Here is a 25,978-nt window from a genome sequence, read left to right as displayed (position 1 = left end):
TATACCCAAATTTAAAAGCTCCCCTCCTTAGAAAAGCAGGGGTATTTTCACTTGTGTAAAATGGGGTGGTTGTGTACCACCCGTGAAAAAATTCCTGTAATATATCATAGGAAAATTCAGGAAAAATTTTTCTTCGGAATTTTCTACGATTCTTAATTATCATCACAAAATTTCTAATACAATGAAAAACAGCTTTAATCAGCAATTAAATTGAAAAATTAAAAACAAAATCTAATGTTTTAGAGGTTTCTTTAGAGCTTATTTGCTTTCCTTTAGAAACTTCTTTGGCAGTAAATTGAGGTGCTGCTAAGCCTTTTTCTTTCGCTTTCGCGGAATAATAATCTTCTCGGTTTGAATGCTCTGGATACACGCCGTGAAAAATTCCAGCAACGGGATTTTTTATCCACTGAAGAAGCAAAGCCACCGCATCTTTTTGAGCAATCATATTTACAGGAGCATGGGGATTTTTTACATCTTTTTTTCCTGCCAAGTATTTTGCAGGATGCCTGTCTTCACCAACCAAGCCACCAAAACGAACTATTGCACTCAAGAAAGTATCGTTATTTTTCCACAAGTTTTCTACATCAATCAATTGCTTTGCTTTAGAAGAACTTCCATTTGGGACATCGCTTTCTTTAAAAGTAGGAATGCTTTCATCACCATCAAAAACGGAAGTAGAACTCACATAAATCACATTCTTGACATCACTTTTCTTTACTTCCGTTAAGAAATTTTGCATTTTTTGTACAAAATCTTCTTCGGAGTTGCGGCGTAATCCTGGTGGAATATCAATAATTAAGGTTTCAATATCACTAAGAAAATCTTTGGTGTTTCCTGTCACTTTTTCTTCCGTTAAGGAAATCAGAAAAGGCTGAATTCCTGCTTGCTCTAATTTTTCTAATTTACCAGAAGTCGTAGTCGTTCCTTTTACCTCATATCCTTCTTCTATCAGTTTTTGAGCTAAGGGAAATCCCAACCAACCACATCCTAAAATGGCTATCTTATTTTTCATTTTTATGTTGTTTTTTTCTCCATTGCCAATACGAAATTCCAACCCAAAAGATAGAATTGAAAACCAATAAGAACAGGAGACGTTTTATAGAAAATTCTGTTTCATAGAAAAAGTAAAAACACAATTCCGTTAAGAGAGAAACGGGTAAAGCACCCAGTAAAAATCCGTATTTAAAAAGGTATTTTTTCATTCTAAGCGTATTTTTTGTTTGGTGATGATGACGTCATTCAACACAAAAGGACGCGGCATCATCTTCTCATTTCTTGGTACAATGTCTAAAGTTTTATGGTCAAGCAAATCATAACTAGCTTCATAGACTTGTAAAATTGGAGTTGAAACAGTGCTTTTTAATTTCAGCTTTAACCTCAACGTATCTCGGTCTACCGCAAAATAGGTAAGTAATTTATTAGAATTTCTATTTTTATAAAAAGGCATTTGTTGCGCAGGTGTACTTTTTCCATTGACTTGTAAGTCTTCAATAATTTCTTGCTGATCTAGAAAAATTTCCATCCGATTCACTTCTCGCTGTGGACTTATTTTCACCTCATATTCCGTAAAGGTTTTGTTTTTATTTAAAATTTCTACTTGAGTTTCTGCTTCGGAAATTTCTATAGTTGGCGCTGCCGCGGAATAGGTAAATTGACTCTGGTATTTACTATCAAAAATTACCGAATCATTCTGAATGCTTTTCTCTGTAAAATAAGGCTTGGTGTACGCGTCCAAAATCAAATCGTAAGTATGCCAACTTGCTTTTTGCGTATCTGTATCTAGCAAATAAACCAAGCTATTGGGTTTGGGGCTTTCACTGCTAAAGTCAGCTTTAGTGTGAGCTGCGATAATTAAAACTACCGCAAGCAAACCAAAAATAACCACTCCCACTTTTTTAAACTTTAAGCTTGCCATTACTGGCCAAATTAATCCGAAAATAAGTACCACAAACAGAGCACTAATAAAGAGCTTACTTAAGCCCAAACCTATAGGAAAAAACTGAACCAAAGGCACTAATAAAACCAATGCAGGAATTCCCAACACTAAATGTATAAATGGGTTTCTCTGATTAAAAAGCAACAAGACAAAAGAAGCCAAGCTAAAGAAAAACGGAATCATAAAATAGGCTGCGCCTTTAAGTACAAAAGCAATAAGCGTAAGGATGATAAGCCATAAAAGTAAAAAAGAAACCATGACGCCTTTATTGGCTTCAGGTGTTTTAAAAGTGTATTTTCTGTAAAAATAAAGCAAAAAAGCTAAGGTTAAAGCCACGCCTACTGCAATATATAAATGTCCGTTAAACGGAAAATCATTTTGATTCTCCAACACCGAATCGTACATTTTTGGAAGCAGATAGGTTAAAGCATAAGTAGTTAAAATTCCGAAGAAAAGCGATTTCAGCAAAGGCAAAAATCCTTTAGTAACTTCAGAGAGGATGAATAATTTTTTCCTCGTGCCGTAAAGGAAGAAACCTAAAAAGAGAAGCCAAGCCAGAATAAGCATAGGAATAATCCAAGCAAAAGGATAATGCACCAAATCAAGACCAAAGAAATTAAAATAAACTTCGTCCCTTTCCGCGTGAAGCGTATTTAAATCTAATTGTGAAAAATACGGCAGTAGCGCTTGCAAGTAAGTGGCTTGATGCACCAAAGATGCTGTGTCTAAATTTTGAGGCGTATCTCTAGCCGTATGATAATCGAAATGGTCGTCTATAAAGGCAAAAAAGAAACTTGGCGTGTTGTTTACTTCTCTAAAAACCGTAGCATCGGTATCATTAGGTAGCTTTTTATACACGCTATACATTAAGGAAGTGGCTACAGGAAAACGTGGATTTGCTTCGGCGAAAGCCTTAATTAAATTAGAATTTCCGCTGTTGGTTTCGAGAATTGTATTGGAAGGACCGCCACTGCCGCGGGCTTCAAAATTTAAAACCAAACCAATATTTTTGGCCCAAGGATGTTCTTTAACAAAGAGCCCCGCACCACTTAAACCCACTTCTTCCCCATCGGTAAAACAAATAATGACATCATTTTTGGGCGGAGTATTTTCTGCTAAGAAAACCCGTAAAATTTCTAGAATCACACCCACTCCAGAGGCAGCATCACTGGCACCCCGAGAAGAATGCACCGCACTATCGTAGTGCGTCATTACCAATAAAGCAGGGCGGTTAGGATGGGTTCCTTCTATTTTAGCAATAATATTTTCTGGGGCAGTGATGACTCCGTAATTATTAAAATCATAACCTTTTTGAGTTTGCACCGCGAGGTCTAAATCCTGCAATTGCTGTACGATGTAATTTCGAACTTTACTATGGGCTTTGGTGCCAATTGCGTGCGGTTGATTTGCAATTTTTTTCACATGGGTTAAAGCATTGGAAGTAGAAAAGGAAGTGTCTTTATGATCTTCAAAATAAGTGGCTGAAGGCTGCAAACCCACGATACTAAAGTAGGAAATAAGCGCTAAAAAAAGAAGTACCAAAATACTGCTAATCGTAGTTTTCATCTTAATCTGTTCTCTTTACTAGGGCGTAATATTCATTTTCTAGAGGCAAGTAACCTTGGTCATATACGAAGTAATATACAGTGCCTTTTTTTGTGGTATAAATGCTAGTCACCAATTCGAAATCAAAGCCTAAAGAGGATAGTTTATTTTTGGTGGTTTTTGATTTTTTATCTGGATTGAGATCTTGAAGAATGCGGTAGTTTTTACGCAATCGGTTATTGGTATTTCTTACCAAATTATTAGAATCTTTATTTAACCGATTATTATAGGCGTTGCGACAGTAATCGCTGCAGAATTTCTTATCGATCCTGCCCACAATTTTTTCTTTACATTCTAAACATTCTTTTTGCATCATCTAAAGGTAATAAAATTAGTCGTTTCTGACTAAGAAAATAGAACGCTCTGCTAATTTGAGGTTAGAGGAAAATAGCAATTCTATTTTATATATGCTGAGTTCCTTCAACAAAAAGAATCTTTATCTTGATTCTTGACTGATATGCTACAAAACAAAAGCACCACTTAAAAAGTGGTGCTTTGAAAATCAATACTAAATATGTATTAGTCGATGATGCGAACATTTGTCGCTGTCAATCCTTTTCTTCCTTCGCTTTCTTCGTATTCTACACGATCTCCTTCATTTAAGTTTTCAGAATCTAAACCTGAAATGTGAACAAAAATGTCGTTTCCTGTGTCTTCGTTGGTAATGAATCCATATCCTTTAGACTCATTGAAAAATTTAACTGTACCTTCCATTGTAATAAAATAATATATTAATAAAGAACAAACCTACAATTTAAATATGATTATTAAAATAAAAATAAGATGAAAAAATTCAAAATTAATTGAGTGTGAGTGTTTTAATCTATGCTTTTATCTCGCATTTTTTTAATATTCTCTGGGGTAAGCATATAGTCTTTTAAATTTCTTCCCTTAGATCTGTAGTATAAAAATAAAGGTATCCAAACGAAAATTCCTGTTCCTAGAGAAGAACCTATGAGAATTCCTCCCAGCTTAAAATCTACTTCTGCTTGAGTTAGATAAATCCCAGTTCCTAGCGTTATGCTTATGGCAATAAAAAGTATTATAATAACGTATTTCATTTCTAATAGGTAATTAATTTCCGGCGGTAAGCCGTTAGCATTTTAGATTTTGATACAAAACCAATATATTTTCCGTCTTTAATCACGGGCAAATTCCAAGCACCACTGTTCTGGAATTTACTCATCACCATTTGCATATCATCTTTTCCGTAGAAAATATAATCTGGCGCATCGTGCATTAAAAATTCGACTAAAACCGTTTCGTGCATCGAGGTATCAAACATCATTTCTCTAATATCATCTAGGGTAATCACACCCACCAATTCCTCATTTTCATTTACTACCGGGAATAAATTTCTCTTCGATTTTACCACCGCGCTAAACAACATCTCTTTTAGAGTCATTTCTGGCTTTAGCTTGATAAAATTCTCTTCGATGATGCGATCCAATTTTAGTAAAGTAAGCACAGCTTGATCCTTATTATGGGTAATCAATGCGTTGTTATCTTTTAACTCTTTGGTGTAAATATTACTATCGCTAAAGGATTTAGAAACTACAAAAGAAATTCCCACTACAATCATTAACGGAATAAATAACTCATAACCCCCAGTAATTTCGGCAATTAAAAACATGGCGGTAAGTGGTGCTTGTAAAACTCCAGCCATAAGCCCAGCCATGCCTACCATGGTAAAATTACTAGAAGGCAGATAAAAACCGAGTTGTTTACAAATGTTCACGAAAAAGCTTCCGGTAACGGCACCTAAAAATAAAACAGGCGCAAAAATACCTCCTACTCCACCACTGCCTAAAGTTACTGAAGTAGCTATAGGCTTCAGCAGAATAAGTCCGAAGATCAAGAAAAGAATTACCCAAGAACTCTCAATACTATCTTTGTATAGGAAAGTATCTAAGGCTCGATCGTAGTTTTGAGCAATAAGGTTGTTCATAAATGAAAAGCCTTCCCCGTATAATGGAGGCACCAAAAAGGTGAGCACGCCCAGAATTACTCCGCCAACAATCACTTTTAGATAGTCGTTTTTCACTTTACGGAATTGATTTTCGGTTGTAAAATAAATTTTTGAAAAATACACTGAAACCAAAGAAGCCAAAATTCCTAAAGCAACATAAAATAAGATATTGCCCAGCTCAAAATGCTGGATGTCTTTAAAATCTACAATATATTGTTCTCCAATCACCCATATTCTTGTCACTACCGCTGCTGCGGAAGCAAATAATAACGGCAATAAAGAAGCAAAGGTTAAGTCTAAACTAAAAACCTCTATGGCGAACAAAATGGCAGCAATTGGAGCTTTAAAAATCGCCGAAAGCGACCCAGCTGCGGCACAAACCAATAATAATTTTCTAGTCTGCGCTTTCATATGAAAAAGCTGACCAATGGAAGAGCCAAAAGCTGCTCCTGTAGCTACAGATGGCCCCTCCAAACCTACAGAACCTCCAAAACCTACGGTTAAAGGTGCGGTAAGAAGAGAACTAAACATATTTTTTCTACTTACTTTACCTTCCTTTTTAGAAATTGAAAATAAAGCCATGGGAATCCCGTGAGCAATATCACTTTTTAAAATATACTTTCTCATCAAAAGCGTAAGCATTAAACCAATAAATGGGAAAGCAAAATACCAATAGGTGTGGTAGGACTGAATTATTTCTCCTTCAAAAATTGTAGTGATAAAATGAGTAATATTTTTTAAAGCCACCGAAGATAAACCGGCAATCAAGCCCACCAAAATCGATAAAATGTAGACAAAATTCTTGTCAGAGATATTTTTATACCTCCAGACTAAAAACTTCGTAAATGGTGTTTTCTTCTTTAACATTTTATCTCTTATGCTCTTTCTAAATCTAGCTAAAAAAATCCTGCGTGAACAGGATTTAGTTTTTTGATTATTCTTTCGTTTTTACCACGCTAAGACGAAGCTCTTTTAATTGTTGTTCATCTATAGGTGCTGGCGCATCAATCATCACATCGCGTCCTGCATTGTTTTTAGGAAAAGCAATAAAATCTCTAATGGTTTCTTGTCCGCCTAGAATGGCTACCAATCTATCCAAACCAAAAGCCAAGCCGCCGTGTGGTGGCGCTCCATATTGAAAAGCATCCATTAAAAAGCCAAATTGCGCTTTTGCTTCTTCTTCCGTAAAGCCTAAATAATCAAACATTTGAGCCTGAGTTGCTTTATCGTGAATACGAATAGAACCTCCTCCTATTTCATTTCCGTTTAGGACAAGATCATAGGCATTTGCTTTTACTGCCGCAGGATCTGTTGCCAATAAAGGAATTTGCCCTGGTTTTGGAGAAGTAAACGGGTGGTGCATCGCGTGATAACGCTCGGTTTCTTCGTCCCATTCTAATAATGGAAAATCTACCACCCATAAGGGTGCAAAATCATCGGCTTTTCTTAAGCCTAGACGCTCTGCCATTTCCATTCGCAACGCACTTAATTGCACTCTTACTTTATTAGTGTCCCCAGAAAGCACACAAATTAAATCTCCTGGTTGCGCCTTGGTTTTTTCTGCCCAATGCTTTAGATCTTCTTCGTCATAAAATTTATCTACAGAAGATTTAAAACTACCGTCCTCATTATATTTTGCATACACCATGCCTAAAGCTCCTACTTGCGGCCGCTTTACCCAATTGATGAGTTTGTCAATTTCTTTTCTACTGTAACTCGCTCCGCCAGGAACTGCAATACCCACAACTAATTCGGCATCATTAAATACTTTGAATTCTTTGTGTTGTGCTACTTCATTCAGCTCGCCAAACTCCATTCCAAAACGGATGTCTGGTTTATCATTTCCGTAAAGACGTAACGCATCATCGTAAGTCATTCTTGGAAATTTATCTACGCTTACGTTATTGATTTTTTGCAATAAGTGCCTTGTTAGATTTTCAAAAATATTAAGAATATCTTCTTGATCTACAAACGCCAGTTCGCAGTCAATTTGCGTAAACTCTGGCTGGCGATCTGCTCTTAAATCTTCATCTCTAAAACATTTTACAATCTGAAAGTATTTATCCATTCCGCCTACCATAAGCAATTGCTTAAAGGTTTGCGGCGATTGGGGCAAGGCGTAAAATTGCCCGCCATTCATCCTACTCGGCACTACAAAATCTCTTGCTCCTTCTGGAGTAGATTTAATTAAATAAGGCGTTTCTACTTCTATAAAGCCTTCTGAAGAAAGAAAATTTCTCACTTCCATCGCTACTTTGTGACGAAAGATAAGCTTGTTTTTTACTGGATTTCTTCTAATATCTAAATAGCGGTATTTCATTCTTAGGTCTTCGCCACCATCGGTTTCATCTTCAATCGTAAAAGGAGGAGTTTTTGCCTCATTTAAGATTGTCAACTCTTTTACCAAGATTTCAATATCTCCTGTAGGAAGGTTTGGGTTTTTAGATTCTCTCTCGATCACCGTTCCTTTTACCTGAATCACGAATTCTCTTCCCAACTTTTTGGCATCTTCCATCATCACGGCTGGAGTTCGTTCTTCATCAAAAATAAGTTGCGTAATGCCGTAACGATCGCGCAAATCGGCCCAAATCATAAAACCTTTATCTCGAACTTTTTGCACCCATCCAGATAAAACTACTTCTTGATTGATATGTTCACTATTCAACTCTCCGTTCGTGTGACTTCTATACATAATTGTTTTTGCTATAAATGATGCGCAAAAATAAGAAGATACTTATATAACCGCTATGAAATCCTATATAAATAATTAGCCGTGTTCGACTAAAACATAATACCGCTCCGCTACAAGATAATAGGCGTAAGATTTAACCTGTAATATGCTGATTATCATTTTTCTAAAAAATTTACATCTATCATAAATTTTAAAATAAAACCCAACACAAAAGCAAAAAACTGCCACCAAAAAACACCTTTATTACTTGCTATAATTGACTTAAGCACATTATAAAATATTTTAACCCGACACTAATGGTGAATAATCGCAATTTCTCAAAGAGAATTTAATTTTTATCGATTTGATTGAAATCAAGTCAAGATAGGCAGCAACATTCTTTAATTAAGAATCTTAAGAGACAAAAAAGTTCTAAACCTGTGTTTTTTCCTACTGAAGTAGACCTAGTTTGAATTGAAAGTGATTTCTACAACTTAAAATATTTGCTGTAAAATATCTAGAGATTTTGGTTTTCTAAAGCCTTGTAAGTGCAACTCATAGTAAAGCAACATCATCTCTAGAAAGTTTGTACGCTGTGTTTTATTTAGCTTTAGCTGAAATGATTCTGATGCGGGAAGCTCCAAAAACTGTTTCAATAAATACGTATTAGAATTGCTGATGCAGTATTTATTGGTTTCAGAAAGTTGAAAATCTCCATCTAGAAGATTGAAAAACGGTGCCTCTAAGGTAGAAGTATTGGGATAAAAGCCTACATATTGTGTTAGTTTTACCAAAAACCACAGATGGAAATTAGCAAAATGCGTGGTTTGATCTAAGCTCGCAAAAGATTGTTCCAAAAACTGAAATAAAGCTTCATTTTTTTCTTCTTCCTGAATGCTATTCTGCAGTACTTCAGCTAAAAAAAGCGCGATGGAAGACTTATACACATCTATAGAAATTTGCTGGTACGGCGGATTCACTTTTGCTTCTTTAATATTTTCTAGAGTGCCTTTGTCCTTATGATTCGCCACCAAATCTAACTGAGTAAGCACCTGAAACATAGATGCTTTCAATTTTCCCTTTTTACTTTTTAGAATGTTGCGACACAAGTAAGACTTAAGTCCGCTACTTGCTGTAAAACACTTAACAATAAGATCTGCTTCGCTGTAGCGAATGGACTGAATGACTATTGCTCTAGTATGTACAAGCATTATCTAATTACCATGATTTTGGTCACTTTGGTTTCTAATTGATCTTTGGAGGTTATCAACACCATATAAACTCCAGAGGCTACTTTATGTTTTCCAAAAGCCCGACTGTCCCATTGCACGCTTCCTCCTTCAGAAAAAACTTCATGCACCAAATTCCCTTCAATATCGGTGATTTTTACATTGGCACCTTCTCGCAAACCGTCTATAGTAACCAAGCCAGAATATCCCGGTCTTACTGGATTGGGAAAAGCTCTTACTTTTTCAAAAGTATCTGAAGAGGAAGTTGCGGTTCCTCTAAAAGCTACCAATCCATTGCGAGTGCCGATATATACTTTCCCGGAAACCTCATCTATTTCAATATCGGTAACCGAATTGGATGGCAGCGGCGAATTTTCTTTGGTAAACCTATAAATAGTTTCTTGTCCGTTTGAAGAAAGATAAAAAGCGCCGGCTTCTGTGGCGATCCATTTGTTGTTATTTCCGTCCACGGTAATCGCAGAAATACTACTTCCCGCTAATAATTCTTGTGCGACGCCGTCATCGTCTAAAATAATAATCTCATTGGCGCTGGTATTGGGATTGTCAAACATTCCCGAAGGCCCAAACAAAACTCTTAAGCCTTGAGAAGTTCCCAACCACAATTGATTGTTATTATCTAAAGCCAAACTTCTTACAAAATTATCTGGAATATTGCCAGTAGTTTCATTTCCGCTCACTTTTGCAAAGGTATTGGTACTAGGTTGAAAGCCAACAAGTCCATCTTTAGAAGTTCCAAAAAAAATGTTTCCTGCATTATCGATAATCAATTCCGTAAAGCCTAGATTATTCGCAAAGTAATCGGGTACAATTTCGGAAGTATCAAAAAATTGAAAACCACCTCCAGCATTAAGCTTAAACATGCCTTTCTCCACCAAAGAAACATTTCCCCATAAATTGCCATCTCTGTCAAAAGCAATTCCATTCACTCTTACATCATTTTGAACTATTGTTCCTGCAGGTCGTATTGCTTCTTGTAAGCCAGAATTCGTTTGATCATACACTTGAACCAACTCTTCATCGTTCACCTCTAATAAGCCATCATACATAGAACTTATATACACCTGATTGGTCTGGCTAGGGTTGATTGCAGTACGAACAAAATTCTTCTTTTCTCCCAAATCTTCATAAGAAATATTAATCCATTCGTCATTTTTTAAATGGCTCACTCCACGGCTATTGAGCGGATATGGATCTAGAAAACCATTATATTCTCCATACGTCACCCATAATTCATTAGGAATTACCGAAAGGCCAAAAACATCATTTCGTAAAGGTCCGTCTGGGCTTAAATAACGGAAAACACTTGTATTATTGGTGGATGCAGCCAACAAACCTTCGTTAAGATCACCCAAGTAGATAACTTCTTGGAAAATTGTTGCACTACTTAAATTGGGCGAGAAATCATTAAAATTAGAAATATTAACGAGCGTACTTAATTGATTATTGTAAATCTTAACTTTATTAAATGTAGTTACGATAAGCTTTTCTTCGTTTACACGGAAGTCTTTTATCTCTTCATTAAATTGATCTTTATTGATAAAATTATTCCCTTGTAGTTGCTGTAAACTGTTATTATTATTGATGACGTAAAGTGTATTATTAAGAGTCACCACTCCTCGAAATGAGTTGTTGGTAATATTTTGCCACAATGAAAAATCTACCAAATTAGAACTGTTTACGTCTGCAAAACGAACGCCGCCTTCTTGAGTTGCTGCATAAATTTTATCGTTAAGAACTGTCGTTTGAGCCACCTGAAGTTGTTCTCCCGCATCCCCAATAAAAAAAGTATCTCCAAATTCAAGATTGTTTAGTCTAAACTCAGAAATTCCGTAATTGGTGGAGATAAACAGCTTATTCTCGTACTCATAAAAATGATTGATTTGTTTATTGGCCGGTGTAATGGTAACTTTCTCAATGATATCTACCACTTTTAAAACCGTTTTATCCTGCGGATTGTACACATCCATTAATCCCGTTTTGTATCCTATAAATAATAAATTATAATTTGCAGAATAGTAAATCGTATTTATTTTCTCACTAGAAAGCCCTTGAATGGAAGAAATTTTCTCAATTTCTTGAGTTCCCCTTCGGTAGGAGAAAACAGAATTTTCAGCTGCAGCGAAAACTTTACCTCCTCCCGTTGAGATATCTTGTATACTATAATAGGAGAATAAATCTTCCCAATTTGCGTTTTGAGACTGCGCTTGAAAAATGAGTGTAAATAAAAGAAAAAAGAGAACTATTTGTTTCATGAAGTTATAACTAAATGTACATAATAATATTGTAAAACTAGAGCAAATATACTTATATCTCTAGAATTTAGGATTAGCAAATAATAGTGGATTAAGTTCATGCGTTTGAGGAAAGTATTTTATTTTTCTAGCCCATGCTCACTTTTATAGTAGATAATTTTAATAACTTTTTTGTAAGGAAAAAGAAACAACAATATAGATTATAAAAAATAAGTTCAATTATTATTTTTGTTTTCCTATATTTGTCCAAATAATTTAAGTTTTTTGAATGAAGACTATCTTTCTCTTTTTTATCTCTAGCATCCTTTTTCTCTGTACTACTGTAAATTACGGTCAGGGCTTTTCTCAAGAAATCGGTATAGTAGCTGGGCCCGTCGCTTTAAAATCTGACTATGGTCTTAGAGGAAACTCAGAGACCAACTACGGAAATGTTGGAGTAGGAATTGGCTTGGTGCATTATATCAACTTTGCTTATAGCGCAAGCTCTAACTCCTACACTAGTGATAAATATTTCAACAACCACTTTAAAATTAGAACTGAGTTTGATTATCATACTACCAGCTTAGATCACTACGGAAAACAAGCCGAAAAAAAGACTGCAGAAGGTTTAAAACTTAGATCTATGCACGGAAAGGCGAAAGTTATCGAAATTGGTCCAAGTATTGAATATTTCCCAAGAAGCATTAGAGAGTATGAATCTGGCTACTTCAAATTTGCTCCGTACATAAGTTTAGGTGTGCACTATGTGAATTATAGTCCGCAAGCTGAAACTGATTTGCCAGGGAGAATAGGATCTTCTGCAAATACCTTTTATGAGTTTGTTGCACCTACAGGAGAAGAGCCTTACATCAACACCGCTTCTGGTTCTACTTACGCTATTACCTTTAGTGCAGGTTCTCGCTACAGATTAAATGATAGTAGTGATTTACTTCTAGATTTAAGATGGCACGTTTACGGATCAGATTTTATTGATGGTCTTGACCACGATAATGTACAAAACAAATCTAATGATTGGATGGTTTGGTTAAATGTAGGTTATGTTTATTACCTTAATTTCTAAGATTTTATAATTTCATATGAAAAAGCATCCAATAAATAGGATGCTTTTTTTATATCTACTTTATATACTATTTTAAGACTGTTTTTGAGTCTTCAAGTAAACTGTACTGATATAAAAGTTTAATATATGATAGTCATCACAAAATTGTAAGTTAATCCAGGTTTTCTTTTCTTCCAGATAAAGCCTTTGTGTTGAATTTTATAAAACATTTTTGAAAAAAGTTACTCAAAAATATCCTTGCATTTGCCGATATCCAAAAATGATCTTACCTTTCGTTGTAGTTAAACATTATACCCTCTCATGAAAAAATATTCATTTCTAAGCCTATGCTTTATTTTTATTTTAAGCCTAAGTTGTAAAGAAGATCAAAATCAAAAGCTAGATAAAGAAGATTCTAGCGAAGAAATTTCTTCTAAAAATCTTACTTTTAGTTACGTTACCAAAACCATTTCTAAAGATAGTTTAGATACGTGCAACATAAATCCTTGTCCTGAATTAGATATTGCGTATTTACATATAACAGATGATACAGACGCAGGTAAAAAAATAAATCAATTAAATGAAAAAAGTTTAACCAAGATAGTGCTTACTCCGTCAGATTCTATTCCGCAGGAGAATATGGATAAGAGCATTGATAAATTTATTGAAGAATACGCCCATTTTAAAAATGAATTTCCAGAATCTCACGCCGTATACGAACTCTATATTAGACAAGAAAAACTTTTTGAAACGGATAGCATTTTGGTTTTATCCTCTATATTTTACAACTACACGGGAGGTGCTCATGGTTACGGAGCCAAATTATACCATACCTACGATAAAGTGAACACCAAAAGAATAGAGCCTAGAGCGCTTTTAAAAAATGAAAAAGCGTTTAAAGCTTACGCGGAAGGAATGTTTCGAAAGAAATTTAATTTGTCTGAAAAAGAGAGCCTAAACAAAAACGGATTTTTCTTTGAAAACGATGAATTTAAATTACCCGAAAATATGGCCATCACAAAGGATAGTCTACATATGATTTACAATCCTTATGAAGCGGCAAGTTATGCAGATGGAGATATAAAATTTTCTTTTCCTAAGAAAGATGTTGAAGCTTGGTTAAATTACTAATGATGAAAAAAGTATATTACCTATCCACTTGCGATACCTGCAAAAGAATTTTAAAAGAAGTAAATCTACCTTCAGACTTTGTAAAGCAAGATGTGAAAAAAGAAGCCTTAACGGAAGTTGAAGTGGAAGAATTGTATGCTTTATCCAAAAGCTATGAATCTCTATTCAATAAAAGAGCAAAACTCTATAAAGAACGGGATTTAAAAAACAAGTCTCTTTCCGAAGAAGATTACAAAAACTTACTGTTAGAGCAGTATACTTTTCTAAAAAGACCAGTTTTTGTGATAGAAGACAAGATTTTTATAGGAAACAGCAAGAAAACTGTTGAGGAATTAAAAAACCACCTGAATGCTTAGTTTCATTCTACCTTTCTTAGACTTTTAGATTCCTATTAGTCACACAAAAATCCGCTAGAAGTTATATTTCTAGCGGATTTTTTTATTCTGAAAAAATAAAAATTACAATAGACTAGAATCTATATGTTTTGGTTTCTTACCAAATTTTCTTGTGTCCTCTTTCGTGAGAATTCTAAAATCATCTGTTTTTCCTAAAGAATTTAATTCTTTTAAAAGCTCTTTTGGTAAAGTGACTAGTGTTCTATCTTTTAAATCGATCCACGAGCCTAACATTTCGCAGCTGGCACAGTTTTTACCTTTAGCATCATAGATATTATGGAGAAATTCAAAAAACATTCCGTCTTCAGATATTCCTTTAAGTTCTAAACTCACGTGAATTGGCTTGCCCGCAAACACTTCTTTAAAGTAATAGATATGTTCATAAAAAACCACGGGACCAATATTATGTTGCGCCAATTTTTTTTGACCAAAGCCGTGTTCCATTAAAAAAGCCATCCTAGTATGACTCATAAAATTCATATAAGCCGAATTAGCTAAATGTCTATTGGCGTCTATATCGCTCCAACGAATTTCAATTTTTTTTGTATACATCAGTATGTTCTATTGTGCAAGCATAATAAATTTATAGGAAATTTTATACTTTTTTGTTTTTATTTAACGCAAAACCCAGCATTCACAGCTAAAAAGATTATTTAACGTTAAACTCCTAGTTTTTATTACCTTTGCTCAACTTTAAAAAAGAGACATGATTCAATCCATGACTGGTTTTGGCAAGCATAGGCTAGAGCTTCCAAATAAGAAAATCACTATTGAAATTAAAACTTTAAATAGTAAAAATTTAGACCTTAATGCTCGTATGCCTTCTCAGTATCGAGAGAAAGAATTAAGTTTAAGGAACAAAATTTCTAAATCTTTACAGCGAGGAAAAGTAGACTTTTCTTTATACGCAGAAGTTACGGGTGAAGAAACTTCTTCTTCCATCAATGCAGTTGTGGTTAAAAATTATATCGCGCAACTAAAAGCAATTCCGGAAACGGGAAATAAAGATGATGTAGAGCTTTTAAAAATGGCCATTCGTCTCCCCGATGTTTTAAAAACAGACCGGGAAGAGGTTGATGAAAATGAATTTGCTGCCATTGATAAAGCATTGGAAAATGCGCTACAAGAAGTGACTCGCTATCGTTTAGATGAAGGGAAAGCACTAGAGCAAGATTTTGTACTTCGCATCACGAACATAAAAAATATTTTATCAGAAATCATAGCGATGGATCCGCAACGGGTAGAAGCTGTGAAAGAGCGTCTTAGAAAAGGAATAGCCGATTTAAAAGAGAATGTAGACGAGAATAGGTTTGAACAAGAATTGGTCTATTATATTGAAAAATATGACATCACCGAAGAAAAAATACGTTTAGACAATCACTTAGCCTACTTTACGGAATCCTTACATTCTAGTGACTCTAATGGTAAAAAACTAGGTTTTATAGGACAAGAAATTGGAAGAGAAGTGAACACTATTGGAAGCAAATCTAATTATGCTCCTATGCAAAAATTGGTGGTAGAGATGAAAGATGAGCTAGAGAAAATCAAAGAGCAACTTTTAAACGTCTTGTAATGATTGAAGGAAAATTAATTGTTTTTTCGGCACCATCAGGTTCGGGTAAAACTACCATTGTTAAATATCTTTTAGAACAAGAAGATTTAGACTTAGATTTCTCTATTTCTGCAACTTCAAGAGAGCCGCGAGGAGAGGAAGTGGACGGAAGAGATTACTACTTTATGTCCCTCAAAGAATTTAAATCGCATATAAAGAACGAAGACTTTTTAGAGTGGGAAGAAGTATACCGGGATAATTTTTACGGTACTTTAAAAAAAGAAGTTCAACGCATTTGGGCTAGTGGCAAACACGTAGTTTTTGATATTGATGTAGTGGGAGGCTTAGATATAAAACATATTTATCCTGAAAGAACTTTAGCTGTTTTTGTACAACCTCCTAGCATTGAAGAATTAAAAATAAGACTTAAAAAACGAAAAACAGAAACTGACGATCGTATTAGCATGCGCATTGCCAAAGCTTCTATCGAAATGGCGACAGCGCCACAATTTGACTTTATCATTGTGAATAACGACTTACCTACAGCTTTATCTGAATCGTATAGCTTAGTGAAAAAATTTATCAGCAAATAAATCCATTCACATAGGGTGTAAAATATTCGAATTTCGGGACCAATCTCGGAATATTTGAAATTTCACCTCGTAAATAAAACTAATTTTCGCTTTGAAAAAACACATCGGACTTTATTTTGGAACCTTTAATCCTATTCACATAGGGCATTTGGCTATCGCTAATCATATGGCAGAATTTTCTGATATAGATGAAGTATGGTTAGTCGTAACTCCGCATAATCCGCATAAGAAAAAAAGCAGTCTGCTTCCAGACTATGATCGTTTAGAAATGGCGCATAGAGCAACGCAGACCTATGATAAATTAAGACCTTCAGACATTGAATTTGGCTTGACGCAGCCTAACTACACCGTCAACACTTTGGCGCATTTAGAAGAGAAATTTCCAGAGTATACCTTTGCTTTAATTATGGGAGAAGACAACTTACAAAGCCTTCCGAAGTGGAAAAACTACGAAGTTATTTTAGAACGCTACCACCTTCTGGTGTATCCAAGAGTTTACGATCTTAAAAAAACACCCGCTTTAGCAAATCATGAAAAAGTGACTTATATAAAAGCACCTATTATGGAAATTTCTTCTACTTTCATTAGAAACTCTATTAAGGAGGGAAAAAATATTCGGCCCTTATTGCCCGCATCGGCTTGGGAATATATAGATGAAATGGGATTTTATTCTTAAAAAAAAGATCCGTTTACTGCAAAAGTAAACGGATCTTCAACTAAATAACCAACCAAAAAATCTCTAAAGATAACGAGGTATTCTTTGGTTAAATTGTGTTCTCTAACTAGAAAATTTGTTAAAATTGCTGGAGTCTGGCTTAGTAAAATTTTAAAGCCTTTTTTATTTTGTATTTTAGCTCTTAAGAATGATGTTTTATGAAGAAAGATTCAAAATTTGCCGTCATAGGTGGTGGTAGTTGGGCAACCGCTATCACCAAAATGCTATGTGAAAGTGTACAAACCGTACATTGGTATATGCGCAACCAAGATGCTATTGAACATATAAAAAAAGAAGACCATAACCCCAATTATTTAAGCTCTGTAGAGTTTGATGTTTCCCAACTTAAATTAACCAATGATATTAATATCGCTGTTGCGGAAGCAGATTGTATAGTATTTGCTATTCCTTCAGCCTTTTTAAAAACCGAATTAGATCAACTCACTACTTCCTTAAAAGACAAGCTTATTTTTAGTGCCATTAAAGGAATTGTTCCTGAAAGCAGCCTTATTGTAGGAGAGCATTTTCATAAAACCTATGACATTCCTTTTGATCATATTGGTGTGATCACAGGACCTTGCCACGCCGAAGAAGTAGCTTTGGAACGACTTTCCTACCTTACCATTGCGTGTTCTAACGAAGACAATGCCAAGTTCTTGGCAGATCACTTGAGCAACCATTATATAAAATGCAAAACCAGTGAAGACATTATTGGCACCGAATATGCCGCCATGCTTAAAAACATTTACGCTATTGCAGCGGGAATTGCGCATGGATTAGGATACGGAGATAACTTCCAGGCCGTCTTGATGAGTAATGCCATAAGAGAGATGAAGCGTTATATCAAAAAAACCTACAAGATGAAACGTAACATTAACGATTCGGCTTATTTGGGAGATCTTTTGGTAACGGGTTATTCTGTTTTTAGTCGCAATAGAATGTTTGGAAATATGATTGGGAAAGGCTACACGGTAAAAAGTGCCCAATTAGAAATGAGCATGATTGCTGAAGGTTATTATGCTACCAAAAGCGCATATCACATTAACAAGAATAAAGGAGATAAAAAGGCTAGAACTCCAATTATCAATGCGGTTTATGAAGTCTTGTACGAGCATAAAAATCCGAAGAAAGTATTCTTAAAACTTACCGAAAAATTAGATTAATTCCGCGAAAGCGATAACAAAATATATTTGAAAAATACTGCTTTAAAGGGAGGCATTCTAGTAGCACTAGGCGCCTCTAGTTACGGAATGCTTACCACATTTGTGAAAATGGCCTACGAGGAAGGCTTTACTACATACGAAGTTACATTTGCTCAGCTTTTTACAGGTTTTCTAGGACTCGTCATTCTCAATTTATTTTATAAAGGAAGAAACAAGAAAACTCAAGTAGCTCCTGCTTCCAAGAAAAGCATTTTAAAACTTATTATTGCAGGCAGCTCTTTGGGACTTACCAGTATTTTCTATTATTTGGCAGTACAATATATTACAGTTTCTATAGGAATTGTTTTGCTGATGCAGAGTGTTTGGATGGGAGTCGCCTTAGATGCGGTGATTCAAAAACAAAAACCTACTGCACTTAAAATCTTGGCAGTAGTCATTATTTTAATAGGAACTCTTTTGGCTACCAACGTTTTATTTGAAAACTTCGAGTTGGATATACGAGGAATTCTCTTCGGATTGTTAGCCGCAGCTTCTTACACTATTACCATTTACAGTTCTAACACGGTTTCTACAGAATTACCGTCGATGGTGAGAAGCAAATGGATGATGTTAGGCGGATTAATTATTGTAAGCGCCATTACGCTTCCAACATTAGTACAAGGTTTTAATCTTGAAATATTTTACTTTTGGGGCCCATTATTAGCTGTATTCGGAACCATTTTACCGCCTTTATTTCTAACCACAGGAATGCCCAAATTAAATGTGGGAATTGGAGTAATTATCACATCCATAGAATTACCCGTAGCGGTTTGTATGGCTTATTTATTACTGAATGAAGTCGTGATTTTACCGCAATGGTTAGGAATTGTATTGATTTTGCTTTCTATTGTTGTGATGAATCTAAAAACGGCGAAAAAAGCGTTATAATACCAATTTAGCTTTATAATGTCGTACAGAGAGTGAAGTTGCTTTTTCATTATATTACGCCGCGATTGATTTGCATAGCGCCTGTGCTGAGCCTAGTCGAAGTATAGTTACGGAAATTATGAGCAACTCGTCCGACCGGTACGGGCGGGGGAATATTCCCGAAGTTTCGGGAGGAAAATGAACGAGTTCGAATGCGACACTATATGGTTAAAATGGTATAAGTTACTGCGCTAAAATTCCCTTTTCTTTCATAACTGGCAATTCTTTACGCTTAGCTTCGTTTATACTGCGTTTTGGGAATAAAAAATTATGATGCAAAAAACCTTTCTCTGAAAAGAAGGAAACCGAAAATTCGTTATTAATTTCAAACAAATCAGGCTGAAGCAACTCCACTTTTGCATACGATTTTGCAGGTAATAATTTTAAATTATGTCTAAAAGTTGACGTAATTTTTTTACCTTCAAAACCTTTAGAAACAATAAGAACTGTCTCTATAGGATATAGATTTTCATTGATGACATAGACATTCCAATCATCCATCTGAAACTCCTTATTATACTCTAATACAGCAGCAACATATACCCCTTCTACAGGCGTAATTTCAATATCTTTCTTCAATACTTAGTCGTTTAAACGGTGCTTAATTTTAAAATAAGCAATAGTGATTAAAACGGCTGCAACCGCTAATAAAATTAAACCTAACGTGATTTTAATCACGGCAATTATAAAGGTGACATAAATAATGAGGCCTAGAATAAAGACCGCTAATATGATAAATCCTATTTTTTTCATCTATAGTACAGATTTAAATTGTTTTAAAAACCGAATGTCATTTTCGTAGAACATTCGTATATCTCCAATTTGGTATAATAACATCGCTATACGTTCTATTCCCATTCCAAAAGCGAACCCAGAATATTCGTTAGGATCAATATTGCAATTTTTAAGCACGTTAGGATCTACCATTCCGCAGCCCATAATTTCTAGCCAGCCCGTTCCTTTGGTGATTCTATAATCGGTTTCGGTTTCTAATCCCCAATAAATATCTACTTCGGCGCTAGGTTCTGTAAACGGAAAATAAGACGGTCTCAATCGTATTTTAGACTTTCCAAAAAGCTGTTTGGTAAAATAGAGAAGCGTTTGCTTTAAATCTGCAAAGCTTACGTCCTTATCGATATACAAACCTTCCACTTGGTGAAAAATACAATGAGAACGAGAAGAAATGGCTTCATTTCTAAAAACCCGACCCGGAGAAATAGTTCTAATAGGTGGCTTATTTTCTTCCATATAACGCACTTGTACGCTAGAGGTATGTGTTCTCAATAAAATATCTTCAGGATTGGTTTGTATAAAAAACGTATCCTGCATATCTCTTGCCGGGTGATATTCTGGCAAATTCAAAGCGGTAAAATTGTGCCAATCGTCTTCCATTTCTGGACCTTCAGACACATTAAAACCTATGTTAGAGAAGATTTCAATAATTTGATTTTTTACAATAGAAATAGGATGTCTCGAGCCAATCTCGATGGCTTCCCCTGGACGGGATAAATCACCATAAACACCTTTTTCTTCTGCTTGATTCTCCAGCCAATCTTTTAAGCTGTCTACTTTCGCTTGCGCGGAAGTTTTTAGCTGATTGATGTTTTGACCATATTCTTTCTTTTGCTCATTAGGAACGTTTTTAAATTCCGTAAAGAAATCATTTAAAACCCCTTTTTTTCCTAAAAATTTAATTCTGAAAGCTTCAATTTCTTCAGCCTTTTTCGCCTGAAAATTTTCTACTTCAGCAATATAATCTTTAATCTTCTGAATCATCTTCTCTTAAATTAAGTCTACAAAGTTAAGAAAAAATAAAGCGCATTATGCAAATAGTTTTTACTGCCTAAATTTAAAAAAGCCAACATCTTAAGCGCTTCTTTTGCCTCACTAATTTTTTCCGTATCTCACCAATTAATTAATGTATTCTTTCTCTAGAAAATACGTTACGATGGCTTCTTTCATCATAATAGATTGTTCTCCAGCTTTTAAAACCGGTAGGTGCTCTATAATTTTATAATGTGGCCAGCCGTCTTCATCTACAAAATCAAATTCATAGTAACCATAAGGCTCTAGCAGCTTACAAATGGCAATATGCATCAAGTCTATTTTATGGTCTTTTTTAAATTTTTTATGTAGTTGTCCTAGTTCTTGAACTCCAATAAGATAGATAATCGCATCCAAATCCATCATCTCTCCATCTGCAAATTGCTTTGAAAGTTGTGTTTGCACGCATTTCCACCTGTTCTTTAATTCTTCGTCTCTTATCATACTACAAAGATAGCAACTTCCTTTTTTAATTTGTCGTGTCCGACTAAGATATTAGACCACTTCGCTGAAAGACATAAGATATTACAATATTTTAATATACTGTAGAGTTAAAAATAATGTGAAGCGTCTACTCTCCTCAAACGCATAAACTTTATCAGATTTCTAGAACGAATACCCTATTATTCTGAAAATAATTTGAATGAGTGCGGGTGAATACTACACTTTAAATTCTTACTGTTTATCAGCTACTTAAGATTAAGTCTTGTTTCTTGTTTCTAAAAGCGCAGCGGTCTTGTCTCTAAATCGAACCACATTGTTTTTTAATTTAACTTATATTTGAAGCATGAATATAATTGATATTGTCTTAGGAATCCTTCTCCTTTTTGGACTTTTAAGAGGTTTTATAAAAGGTTTTATTGTAGAACTTGCTTCTTTGGTAGCTTTAATTATAGGGATTTATGGCGCGATTCACTTTAGCCATTTTGCCTTTAATTTTTTACACCAACAGTTTGAATGGGAAGAACAATACATACAACTTATAGCTTTTGCAGTTACTTTTATTCTCATTGTTCTCTTTGTTTTATTGATAGGCAAACTTCTGACGAAACTGGTTGGCGTGATTGCCCTCGGAATTGTAAACCGAATATTGGGCGGCGCATTTGGCGCTTTAAAAACAGCTTTTATTATCAGCGCTATTCTGATGTTTTTTGGAAGCTACATTGATCAAACACAATTTATTGAAGAAGAAACTTTTGAAGAGTCTATTCTTTATGAACCCGTAAAAGTGATCGCTCCCGTATTTTTACCTCAAATTTTAAGCAAGGTAGATGAAACGATGGAAGAGCATAATTTATAAGAAAAAGCATTTAATAACATATATAAAGTGTTATTATAAATGGAATTGATATCCTGAGCAAACTATTATTAAAAGTGTATTTTTGAATTGATATAACTAGTTGCCTGTATTTTAAAAATCAAAAAATGAAAAAAATTATCTATTTAACGTTTCTAATTTCAACTTTAACTAATGCACAATCACAGATTGGTAATATTATAGATGGAATAGGAAATTATGAACAGTTTGGACCGATAGTCAGAATTTCGGATGACGGATCAAAAATTGCTGTAGGCTCTTGGGCTAGTGATGTTCAAGGAAACAATTCTGGTCAAGTAAATATTTATGATTTAAATAATGGGTCTTGGACTCAATTAGGAAGCTCCTTAAATGGTTCTTCTGCAAATGACAATTTTGGAATATCTTTATCATTATCTGAAAATGGAAATATAATAGCCATTGGTGCCCCGAATTATAATGGGAGTTCAAATGATATTGGTCAAGTTAAAATTTTCGCTTTAAATAATGGACAATGGAGTCAGATGGGAAACACTTTACTGGGAACTGAAAATAATCACTTTTTTGGAGCTTCTATTTCATTATCTAATGATGGTAATATTTTAGCTATTGGAGCTCCCGGTTTCGGAAATGATGATAGTGGCCAAATAAAAGTTTACTCTTATTCCGCGGGAAATTGGAATATTTTGGGGAGTTCAATTAATGGAGATAATAATGATAATTTCTTTGGACAAGTTGTTGAACTTTCGGGAGATGGTAATAATGTTGCTATCACAGATTTCAACTATGAGCAAATTGCTTCAAAATTAGGAAAAGTTAAAATTTATAATTTAAATAATAACAGTTGGCTTCAAAAAGGCTCTACCATATTTAATGAACTAGGCGATAACAATCTATCCAATTCTATTTCACTTAATCATATAGGGCAAGAATTGGTTATTGGTATACCTGGTAATGATGAGAATGGTACAGATTCAGGAAAAATCCAATCTTTTACATTTCAAAATGACGATTGGTCTCAAGTAGGTATTGATATTAATGGAAATTCTAATTCTAATTTAGGATATAGCGTAAATATTAATAATGATATTATAACTGTAAGTTCTATTAATTTTAACTCTATCGGTAAAGTAGATATCTACGAAAATAATGGCTCTAACTTGAACTTATTAAATACTATTTCTGGAGCTTCAAATAATTCATTTTATGGTTTTTCCTCCTCTTTATCATCAAATAATATTCTTACATTAAGTACTCAATCAGATAACAATCTAGGACAAGTAGAAACATATGATTTAAGTGATTTGTTAAGTATTCAATATTCAGAACATCCTGAAATTAAAATTTATCCAAATCCTGCATCAAACATTTTAAATTTAGATTTGAAGAATAATTTAAAAATTAAAAATATTAATATACTCTCAATAAATGGAAAAAGAATAAAACAATTTTCTAGTAATTTAAATTATATAGATGTTAGTTTCTTATCACAAGGTATTTACTTTATCGAAATTGTAACTAGTGATAGTAATTACATTATCAAATTTCTAAAAAAATAAAACTACAGGCAACACCGTATATAGCTCATAGCTAAGCATTTGCTCAATCGGAAGTTTAAGCATATTTGGAAAGTCGCCAAATTTTTAAATTTGACCACTTCCAATAAAAAAGATAAATAGTAAAATTTAAAAATCTGGCTTGTGCTTAATCCGAAAATAATCGTTAATTTACACGCTACGAGCCATATACAAATCCGTTGGCAGTGATCAAGAAAATCATTTTTCAAATAAACATTTAGTAAAAAAATTGTATTTTTGATTAAATACGCGAATTGTGGATTTACAAACTCGAAAACTCAATTTAATAACGTATCTAGCCCAAATTAAGGACGATATATTATTTGATAAATTGGAAAATTATATCCTAAAAAGAGAGATTGAACACAATCCTGAATTGAAACCATTTACTGTCGAGGAATTAGTCAATCGAATTGAAAAATCTGAATTGGATTTCAAAAATGAAAATATAAAAAGTCAAGACGATTTAGAGAGAATATCAGCAAATTGGTAACAATCAAGATAGTTTGGACTGATTTTGCTATCAGAAATGTAAAAGACATTTTTGATTATTATTCTATTGAAGTAAATAAAAAATTTGCTCATAAAATCAGAAAATAATTATTTAAATCCTCGAAACAATTAATAAAAAACCCGAATTCTGGACCAGTAGAATGTAATTTGACAATTCTAAATAAAAACATCGATACTTAATAAGTGGAAATTATAAACTGATTTACAGAATTGTAGGTAATGAAATTATAATTAATGATGTCTTTGACACACGACAAAATCCGACTAAAATGAATAATGAAAATCGGATTGAATAATAAAGTACTACTGCCAACAACGCTAACCGTTGAACCCCATAATTTCAGAAAATATTACTCAAATAGCGCCATTTAAAGAGCGCTACTATTTTAAAAGTGTATCATCAAAACACCTCGGTAATATTTGCACATATACAATTTAAATAGTTTTAGTAAAGTGCTTTTTATCCTAGAAAGAGATTATCTGAGAAAGTGTGTAAATACCAACTATCTTACCGTATTTAATTTATATCTAATTAGTGGCTTAACCAAACTTAAGACAAATTCAGCTCGAGCTTAATCCAAAAATAATTATTTAATTTACATACTACGAGCCATATACAAAACAGTTAATCCTTAAATTTTAATTGGTACACCTCATCCAAATCGTCGTTGCCCATTAGGTTAACACCAAGATCATTTACAATCCCAGTTCCTACTCCGTAAGCCCAACCGTGAACGGTTAATTTTTGGTTATTTCTCCACGCATTCTGTACGATAGAAGTTTCGGCCATATCATACACCTGCTCTTTAACGTTAAGTTCTACGAACCTATCCCAACGTTTTTTTTCATCTTCAATCCCGTCCAGTTCCTTTTTATAAATCATATACACATCTTTAATGTGTCTTAACCAGTTATCGATAAGTCCGATGGATTGATTTCCCATCGCAGCTTTTACTCCGCCACAACCATAATGTCCACACACGATAATATGCTCAATTTTTAGAGCATTTACGGCATAATCTAAAACGCTCAACATATTCATATCGGTATGCACCACTAAATTGGCAATATTTCGGTGCACAAAAACTTCACCCGGCTCTGCGCCAATAATTTCATTTGCAGGCACACGACTATCGGCACAACCAATCCATAAAAGCGGTGGTGACTGACCGTTTTCTAACTTTTTAAAGTATTGTCCATCTTCAGAAAGTCTTCTTTCTACCCACTTCTTATTATTGTCTAACATTTTTTTATAAAACTCTTTACCCATACCTGTACGTTTGAAGTGTTTCTCTTGATTAAAAATTATGTATCCGTGGCATTTTTCCATTTAGCCATGGCTAAAATACATTTAAAATTTCTATCCTTTAAAAATCTGAATTCCTAATTTTAGCTAAATCTAGATTTATGACAAATTAAACAGAAGATGTCCTATATAAATTGGTAGTTCGGAAAAGAAGGAATCTTCTTGATTAAGGATTGAAGATTAACGATTGGGGATTTTTGATTGGAGAATGTAGATCAAGGATT

The 25,978-nt window shown here is 34.2% G+C and carries 27 protein-coding genes; 11 read left to right on the top strand and 16 right to left on the bottom strand.

Going from position 1 to position 25,978, the window contains the following annotated elements:
- Positions 1-205: 205 nt before the first annotated feature.
- From RLT85_RS07770 to porZ, 10 genes are all read right to left on the bottom strand, one after another.
- Positions 206-1,012, bottom strand: a complete 807-nt coding sequence (locus tag RLT85_RS07770) for an NAD(P)-binding domain-containing protein (RefSeq protein ID WP_311401463.1) — start codon at positions 1,010-1,012, stop codon at positions 206-208.
- The gene (locus RLT85_RS07765) at positions 1,002-1,202 is read right to left on the bottom strand and encodes a hypothetical protein (protein WP_311401462.1); all 201 of its coding nucleotides are present in this window, start codon (positions 1,200-1,202) and stop codon (positions 1,002-1,004) included. The genes RLT85_RS07770 and RLT85_RS07765 overlap by 11 nt, the downstream gene beginning before the upstream one ends.
- A complete protein-coding gene (locus RLT85_RS07760; RefSeq protein WP_311401461.1) occupies positions 1,199-3,502 on the bottom strand; it encodes a M28 family peptidase in 2,304 nt (767 codons plus the stop codon). The genes RLT85_RS07765 and RLT85_RS07760 overlap by 4 nt, the downstream gene beginning before the upstream one ends.
- A gap of 1 nt (position 3,503) precedes the next feature.
- Positions 3,504-3,854 (bottom strand): hypothetical protein, encoded by a 351-nt coding sequence (locus RLT85_RS07755; protein ID WP_311401520.1) that lies wholly within the window; start codon positions 3,852-3,854, stop codon positions 3,504-3,506.
- Positions 3,855-4,060: 206 nt separating this feature from the next.
- Positions 4,061-4,255, bottom strand: coding sequence for a cold-shock protein (locus RLT85_RS07750; RefSeq protein WP_311401460.1), 195 nt, complete (start codon positions 4,253-4,255; stop codon positions 4,061-4,063).
- Between the two features lie 104 nt (positions 4,256-4,359).
- The gene (locus RLT85_RS07745; protein ID WP_311401459.1) at positions 4,360-4,602 is read right to left on the bottom strand and encodes a hypothetical protein; all 243 of its coding nucleotides are present in this window, start codon (positions 4,600-4,602) and stop codon (positions 4,360-4,362) included.
- A gap of 2 nt (positions 4,603-4,604) precedes the next feature.
- Complete coding sequence (locus RLT85_RS07740; RefSeq protein ID WP_311401458.1) at positions 4,605-6,377, bottom strand: chloride channel protein; 1,773 nt, start codon at positions 6,375-6,377, stop codon at positions 4,605-4,607.
- A 67-nt stretch (positions 6,378-6,444) separates the two neighbouring features.
- The gene (gene aspS / locus RLT85_RS07735) at positions 6,445-8,202 is read right to left on the bottom strand and encodes an aspartate--tRNA ligase (RefSeq protein WP_311401457.1); all 1,758 of its coding nucleotides are present in this window, start codon (positions 8,200-8,202) and stop codon (positions 6,445-6,447) included.
- Positions 8,203-8,675: 473 nt separating this feature from the next.
- Entirely contained in the window at positions 8,676-9,392 is a 717-nt protein-coding gene (gene recO / locus RLT85_RS07730) for a DNA repair protein RecO (RefSeq protein WP_311401456.1), read from the bottom strand.
- Positions 9,392-11,683, bottom strand: coding sequence for a type IX secretion system anionic LPS delivery protein PorZ (gene porZ / locus RLT85_RS07725; protein ID WP_311401455.1), 2,292 nt, complete (start codon positions 11,681-11,683; stop codon positions 9,392-9,394). Before porZ ends, recO begins: the two co-directional genes overlap by 1 nt.
- A gap of 268 nt (positions 11,684-11,951) precedes the next feature.
- Here porZ and RLT85_RS07720 point away from each other — a divergent pair, with 268 nt between their 5' ends.
- The 3 genes from RLT85_RS07720 (at position 11,952) to RLT85_RS07710 (ending at position 14,209) form a co-directional block, all read left to right on the top strand.
- Complete coding sequence (locus tag RLT85_RS07720; RefSeq protein ID WP_311401454.1) at positions 11,952-12,743, top strand: THC0290_0291 family protein; 792 nt, start codon at positions 11,952-11,954, stop codon at positions 12,741-12,743.
- Between the two features lie 300 nt (positions 12,744-13,043).
- Positions 13,044-13,853, top strand: coding sequence for a PdaC/RsiV family protein (locus RLT85_RS07715; RefSeq protein WP_311401453.1), 810 nt, complete (start codon positions 13,044-13,046; stop codon positions 13,851-13,853).
- 2 nt (positions 13,854-13,855) lie between these two features.
- Positions 13,856-14,209: an arsenate reductase family protein gene (locus RLT85_RS07710; protein WP_311401452.1), complete on the top strand. Its 354-nt coding sequence runs from the start codon at positions 13,856-13,858 to the stop codon at positions 14,207-14,209.
- Between the two features lie 102 nt (positions 14,210-14,311).
- Here the strand turns inward: RLT85_RS07710 and RLT85_RS07705 are convergent, their stop codons facing one another.
- A complete protein-coding gene (locus RLT85_RS07705; RefSeq protein ID WP_311401451.1) occupies positions 14,312-14,800 on the bottom strand; it encodes an acyl-CoA thioesterase in 489 nt (162 codons plus the stop codon).
- A gap of 154 nt (positions 14,801-14,954) precedes the next feature.
- Here RLT85_RS07705 and RLT85_RS07700 point away from each other — a divergent pair, with 154 nt between their 5' ends.
- From RLT85_RS07700 to RLT85_RS07680, 5 genes are all read left to right on the top strand, one after another.
- Complete coding sequence (locus RLT85_RS07700) at positions 14,955-15,821, top strand: YicC/YloC family endoribonuclease (protein WP_311401450.1); 867 nt, start codon at positions 14,955-14,957, stop codon at positions 15,819-15,821.
- Entirely contained in the window at positions 15,821-16,393 is a 573-nt protein-coding gene (gmk, locus tag RLT85_RS07695; RefSeq protein WP_311401449.1) for a guanylate kinase, read from the top strand. The genes RLT85_RS07700 and gmk overlap by 1 nt, the downstream gene beginning before the upstream one ends.
- Positions 16,394-16,484: 91 nt before the next feature.
- The gene (gene nadD, locus RLT85_RS07690; RefSeq protein ID WP_311401448.1) at positions 16,485-17,069 is read left to right on the top strand and encodes a nicotinate (nicotinamide) nucleotide adenylyltransferase; all 585 of its coding nucleotides are present in this window, start codon (positions 16,485-16,487) and stop codon (positions 17,067-17,069) included.
- Between the two features lie 197 nt (positions 17,070-17,266).
- On the top strand, positions 17,267-18,271 hold the full coding sequence (locus tag RLT85_RS07685) for an NAD(P)H-dependent glycerol-3-phosphate dehydrogenase (RefSeq protein ID WP_311401447.1): 1,005 nt from the start codon (positions 17,267-17,269) through the stop codon (positions 18,269-18,271).
- Between the two features lie 27 nt (positions 18,272-18,298).
- Positions 18,299-19,198 carry an EamA family transporter gene (locus tag RLT85_RS07680; protein WP_311401446.1) on the top strand — a complete coding sequence of 300 codons (900 nt, stop codon included), beginning with the start codon at positions 18,299-18,301 and terminating at the stop codon, positions 19,196-19,198.
- 222 nt (positions 19,199-19,420) lie between these two features.
- On the opposite strand, the gene RLT85_RS07675 is transcribed toward RLT85_RS07680, so the two are convergent.
- The 4 genes from RLT85_RS07675 to RLT85_RS07660 all read right to left on the bottom strand — a co-directional run bounded on the left by RLT85_RS07675 (position 19,421) and on the right by RLT85_RS07660 (position 21,505).
- Positions 19,421-19,816, bottom strand: a complete 396-nt coding sequence (locus RLT85_RS07675) for a hypothetical protein (RefSeq protein ID WP_311401445.1) — start codon at positions 19,814-19,816, stop codon at positions 19,421-19,423.
- A 3-nt stretch (positions 19,817-19,819) separates the two neighbouring features.
- Positions 19,820-19,990, bottom strand: coding sequence for a hypothetical protein (locus RLT85_RS07670; RefSeq protein ID WP_311401444.1), 171 nt, complete (start codon positions 19,988-19,990; stop codon positions 19,820-19,822).
- Positions 19,991-21,013: a phenylalanine--tRNA ligase subunit alpha gene (gene pheS / locus RLT85_RS07665; protein ID WP_311401443.1), complete on the bottom strand. Its 1,023-nt coding sequence runs from the start codon at positions 21,011-21,013 to the stop codon at positions 19,991-19,993.
- Positions 21,014-21,148: 135 nt separating this feature from the next.
- Positions 21,149-21,505, bottom strand: a complete 357-nt coding sequence (locus tag RLT85_RS07660; protein WP_311401442.1) for a hypothetical protein — start codon at positions 21,503-21,505, stop codon at positions 21,149-21,151.
- Between the two features lie 343 nt (positions 21,506-21,848).
- Between RLT85_RS07660 and RLT85_RS07655 the strand changes: the two genes are divergently transcribed.
- The 3 genes from RLT85_RS07655 to RLT85_RS07645 all read left to right on the top strand — a co-directional run bounded on the left by RLT85_RS07655 (position 21,849) and on the right by RLT85_RS07645 (position 24,428).
- On the top strand, positions 21,849-22,361 hold the full coding sequence (locus RLT85_RS07655; RefSeq protein WP_311401441.1) for a CvpA family protein: 513 nt from the start codon (positions 21,849-21,851) through the stop codon (positions 22,359-22,361).
- A gap of 125 nt (positions 22,362-22,486) precedes the next feature.
- Positions 22,487-23,917, top strand: a complete 1,431-nt coding sequence (locus tag RLT85_RS07650; protein ID WP_311401440.1) for a T9SS type A sorting domain-containing protein — start codon at positions 22,487-22,489, stop codon at positions 23,915-23,917.
- Between the two features lie 274 nt (positions 23,918-24,191).
- Positions 24,192-24,428, top strand: coding sequence for a hypothetical protein (locus tag RLT85_RS07645; protein WP_311401439.1), 237 nt, complete (start codon positions 24,192-24,194; stop codon positions 24,426-24,428).
- A 645-nt stretch (positions 24,429-25,073) separates the two neighbouring features.
- On the opposite strand, the gene can is transcribed toward RLT85_RS07645, so the two are convergent.
- Positions 25,074-25,718 carry a carbonate dehydratase gene (can, locus tag RLT85_RS07640; protein WP_311401438.1) on the bottom strand — a complete coding sequence of 215 codons (645 nt, stop codon included), beginning with the start codon at positions 25,716-25,718 and terminating at the stop codon, positions 25,074-25,076.
- Positions 25,719-25,978 lie beyond the last annotated feature (260 nt).

Source organism: Mesonia ostreae, assembly GCF_031845265.1.
GTDB classification, from domain to species: Bacteria; Bacteroidota; Bacteroidia; order Flavobacteriales; family Flavobacteriaceae; genus Mesonia; species Mesonia ostreae.
Note: the sequence above shows the minus strand (reverse complement) of the source record. Positions and strands in the feature narration are given on the sequence as shown.

Coding starts and splice junctions, on each gene's coding strand:
- RLT85_RS07770 (WP_311401463.1), bottom strand. CDS start 1,012: ATGAAAAATAAGATAGCCATTTTAGGATGTGGTTGGTTGGGATTTCCC.
- RLT85_RS07765 (WP_311401462.1), bottom strand. CDS start 1,202: ATGAAAAAATACCTTTTTAAATACGGATTTTTACTGGGTGCTTTACCC.
- RLT85_RS07760 (WP_311401461.1), bottom strand. CDS start 3,502: ATGAAAACTACGATTAGCAGTATTTTGGTACTTCTTTTTTTAGCGCTT.
- RLT85_RS07755 (WP_311401520.1), bottom strand. CDS start 3,854: ATGCAAAAAGAATGTTTAGAATGTAAAGAAAAAATTGTGGGCAGGATC.
- RLT85_RS07750 (WP_311401460.1), bottom strand. CDS start 4,255: ATGGAAGGTACAGTTAAATTTTTCAATGAGTCTAAAGGATATGGATTC.
- RLT85_RS07745 (WP_311401459.1), bottom strand. CDS start 4,602: ATGAAATACGTTATTATAATACTTTTTATTGCCATAAGCATAACGCTA.
- RLT85_RS07740 (WP_311401458.1), bottom strand. CDS start 6,377: ATGTTAAAGAAGAAAACACCATTTACGAAGTTTTTAGTCTGGAGGTAT.
- aspS (WP_311401457.1), bottom strand. CDS start 8,202: ATGTATAGAAGTCACACGAACGGAGAGTTGAATAGTGAACATATCAAT.
- recO (WP_311401456.1), bottom strand. CDS start 9,392: ATGCTTGTACATACTAGAGCAATAGTCATTCAGTCCATTCGCTACAGC.
- porZ (WP_311401455.1), bottom strand. CDS start 11,683: ATGAAACAAATAGTTCTCTTTTTTCTTTTATTTACACTCATTTTTCAA.
- RLT85_RS07720 (WP_311401454.1), top strand. CDS start 11,952: ATGAAGACTATCTTTCTCTTTTTTATCTCTAGCATCCTTTTTCTCTGT.
- RLT85_RS07715 (WP_311401453.1), top strand. CDS start 13,044: ATGAAAAAATATTCATTTCTAAGCCTATGCTTTATTTTTATTTTAAGC.
- RLT85_RS07710 (WP_311401452.1), top strand. CDS start 13,856: ATGAAAAAAGTATATTACCTATCCACTTGCGATACCTGCAAAAGAATT.
- RLT85_RS07705 (WP_311401451.1), bottom strand. CDS start 14,800: ATGTATACAAAAAAAATTGAAATTCGTTGGAGCGATATAGACGCCAAT.
- RLT85_RS07700 (WP_311401450.1), top strand. CDS start 14,955: ATGATTCAATCCATGACTGGTTTTGGCAAGCATAGGCTAGAGCTTCCA.
- gmk (WP_311401449.1), top strand. CDS start 15,821: ATGATTGAAGGAAAATTAATTGTTTTTTCGGCACCATCAGGTTCGGGT.
- RLT85_RS07685 (WP_311401447.1), top strand. CDS start 17,267: ATGAAGAAAGATTCAAAATTTGCCGTCATAGGTGGTGGTAGTTGGGCA.
- RLT85_RS07670 (WP_311401444.1), bottom strand. CDS start 19,990: ATGAAAAAAATAGGATTTATCATATTAGCGGTCTTTATTCTAGGCCTC.
- pheS (WP_311401443.1), bottom strand. CDS start 21,013: ATGATTCAGAAGATTAAAGATTATATTGCTGAAGTAGAAAATTTTCAG.
- RLT85_RS07660 (WP_311401442.1), bottom strand. CDS start 21,505: ATGATAAGAGACGAAGAATTAAAGAACAGGTGGAAATGCGTGCAAACA.
- RLT85_RS07655 (WP_311401441.1), top strand. CDS start 21,849: ATGAATATAATTGATATTGTCTTAGGAATCCTTCTCCTTTTTGGACTT.
- RLT85_RS07650 (WP_311401440.1), top strand. CDS start 22,487: ATGAAAAAAATTATCTATTTAACGTTTCTAATTTCAACTTTAACTAAT.
- can (WP_311401438.1), bottom strand. CDS start 25,718: ATGGGTAAAGAGTTTTATAAAAAAATGTTAGACAATAATAAGAAGTGG.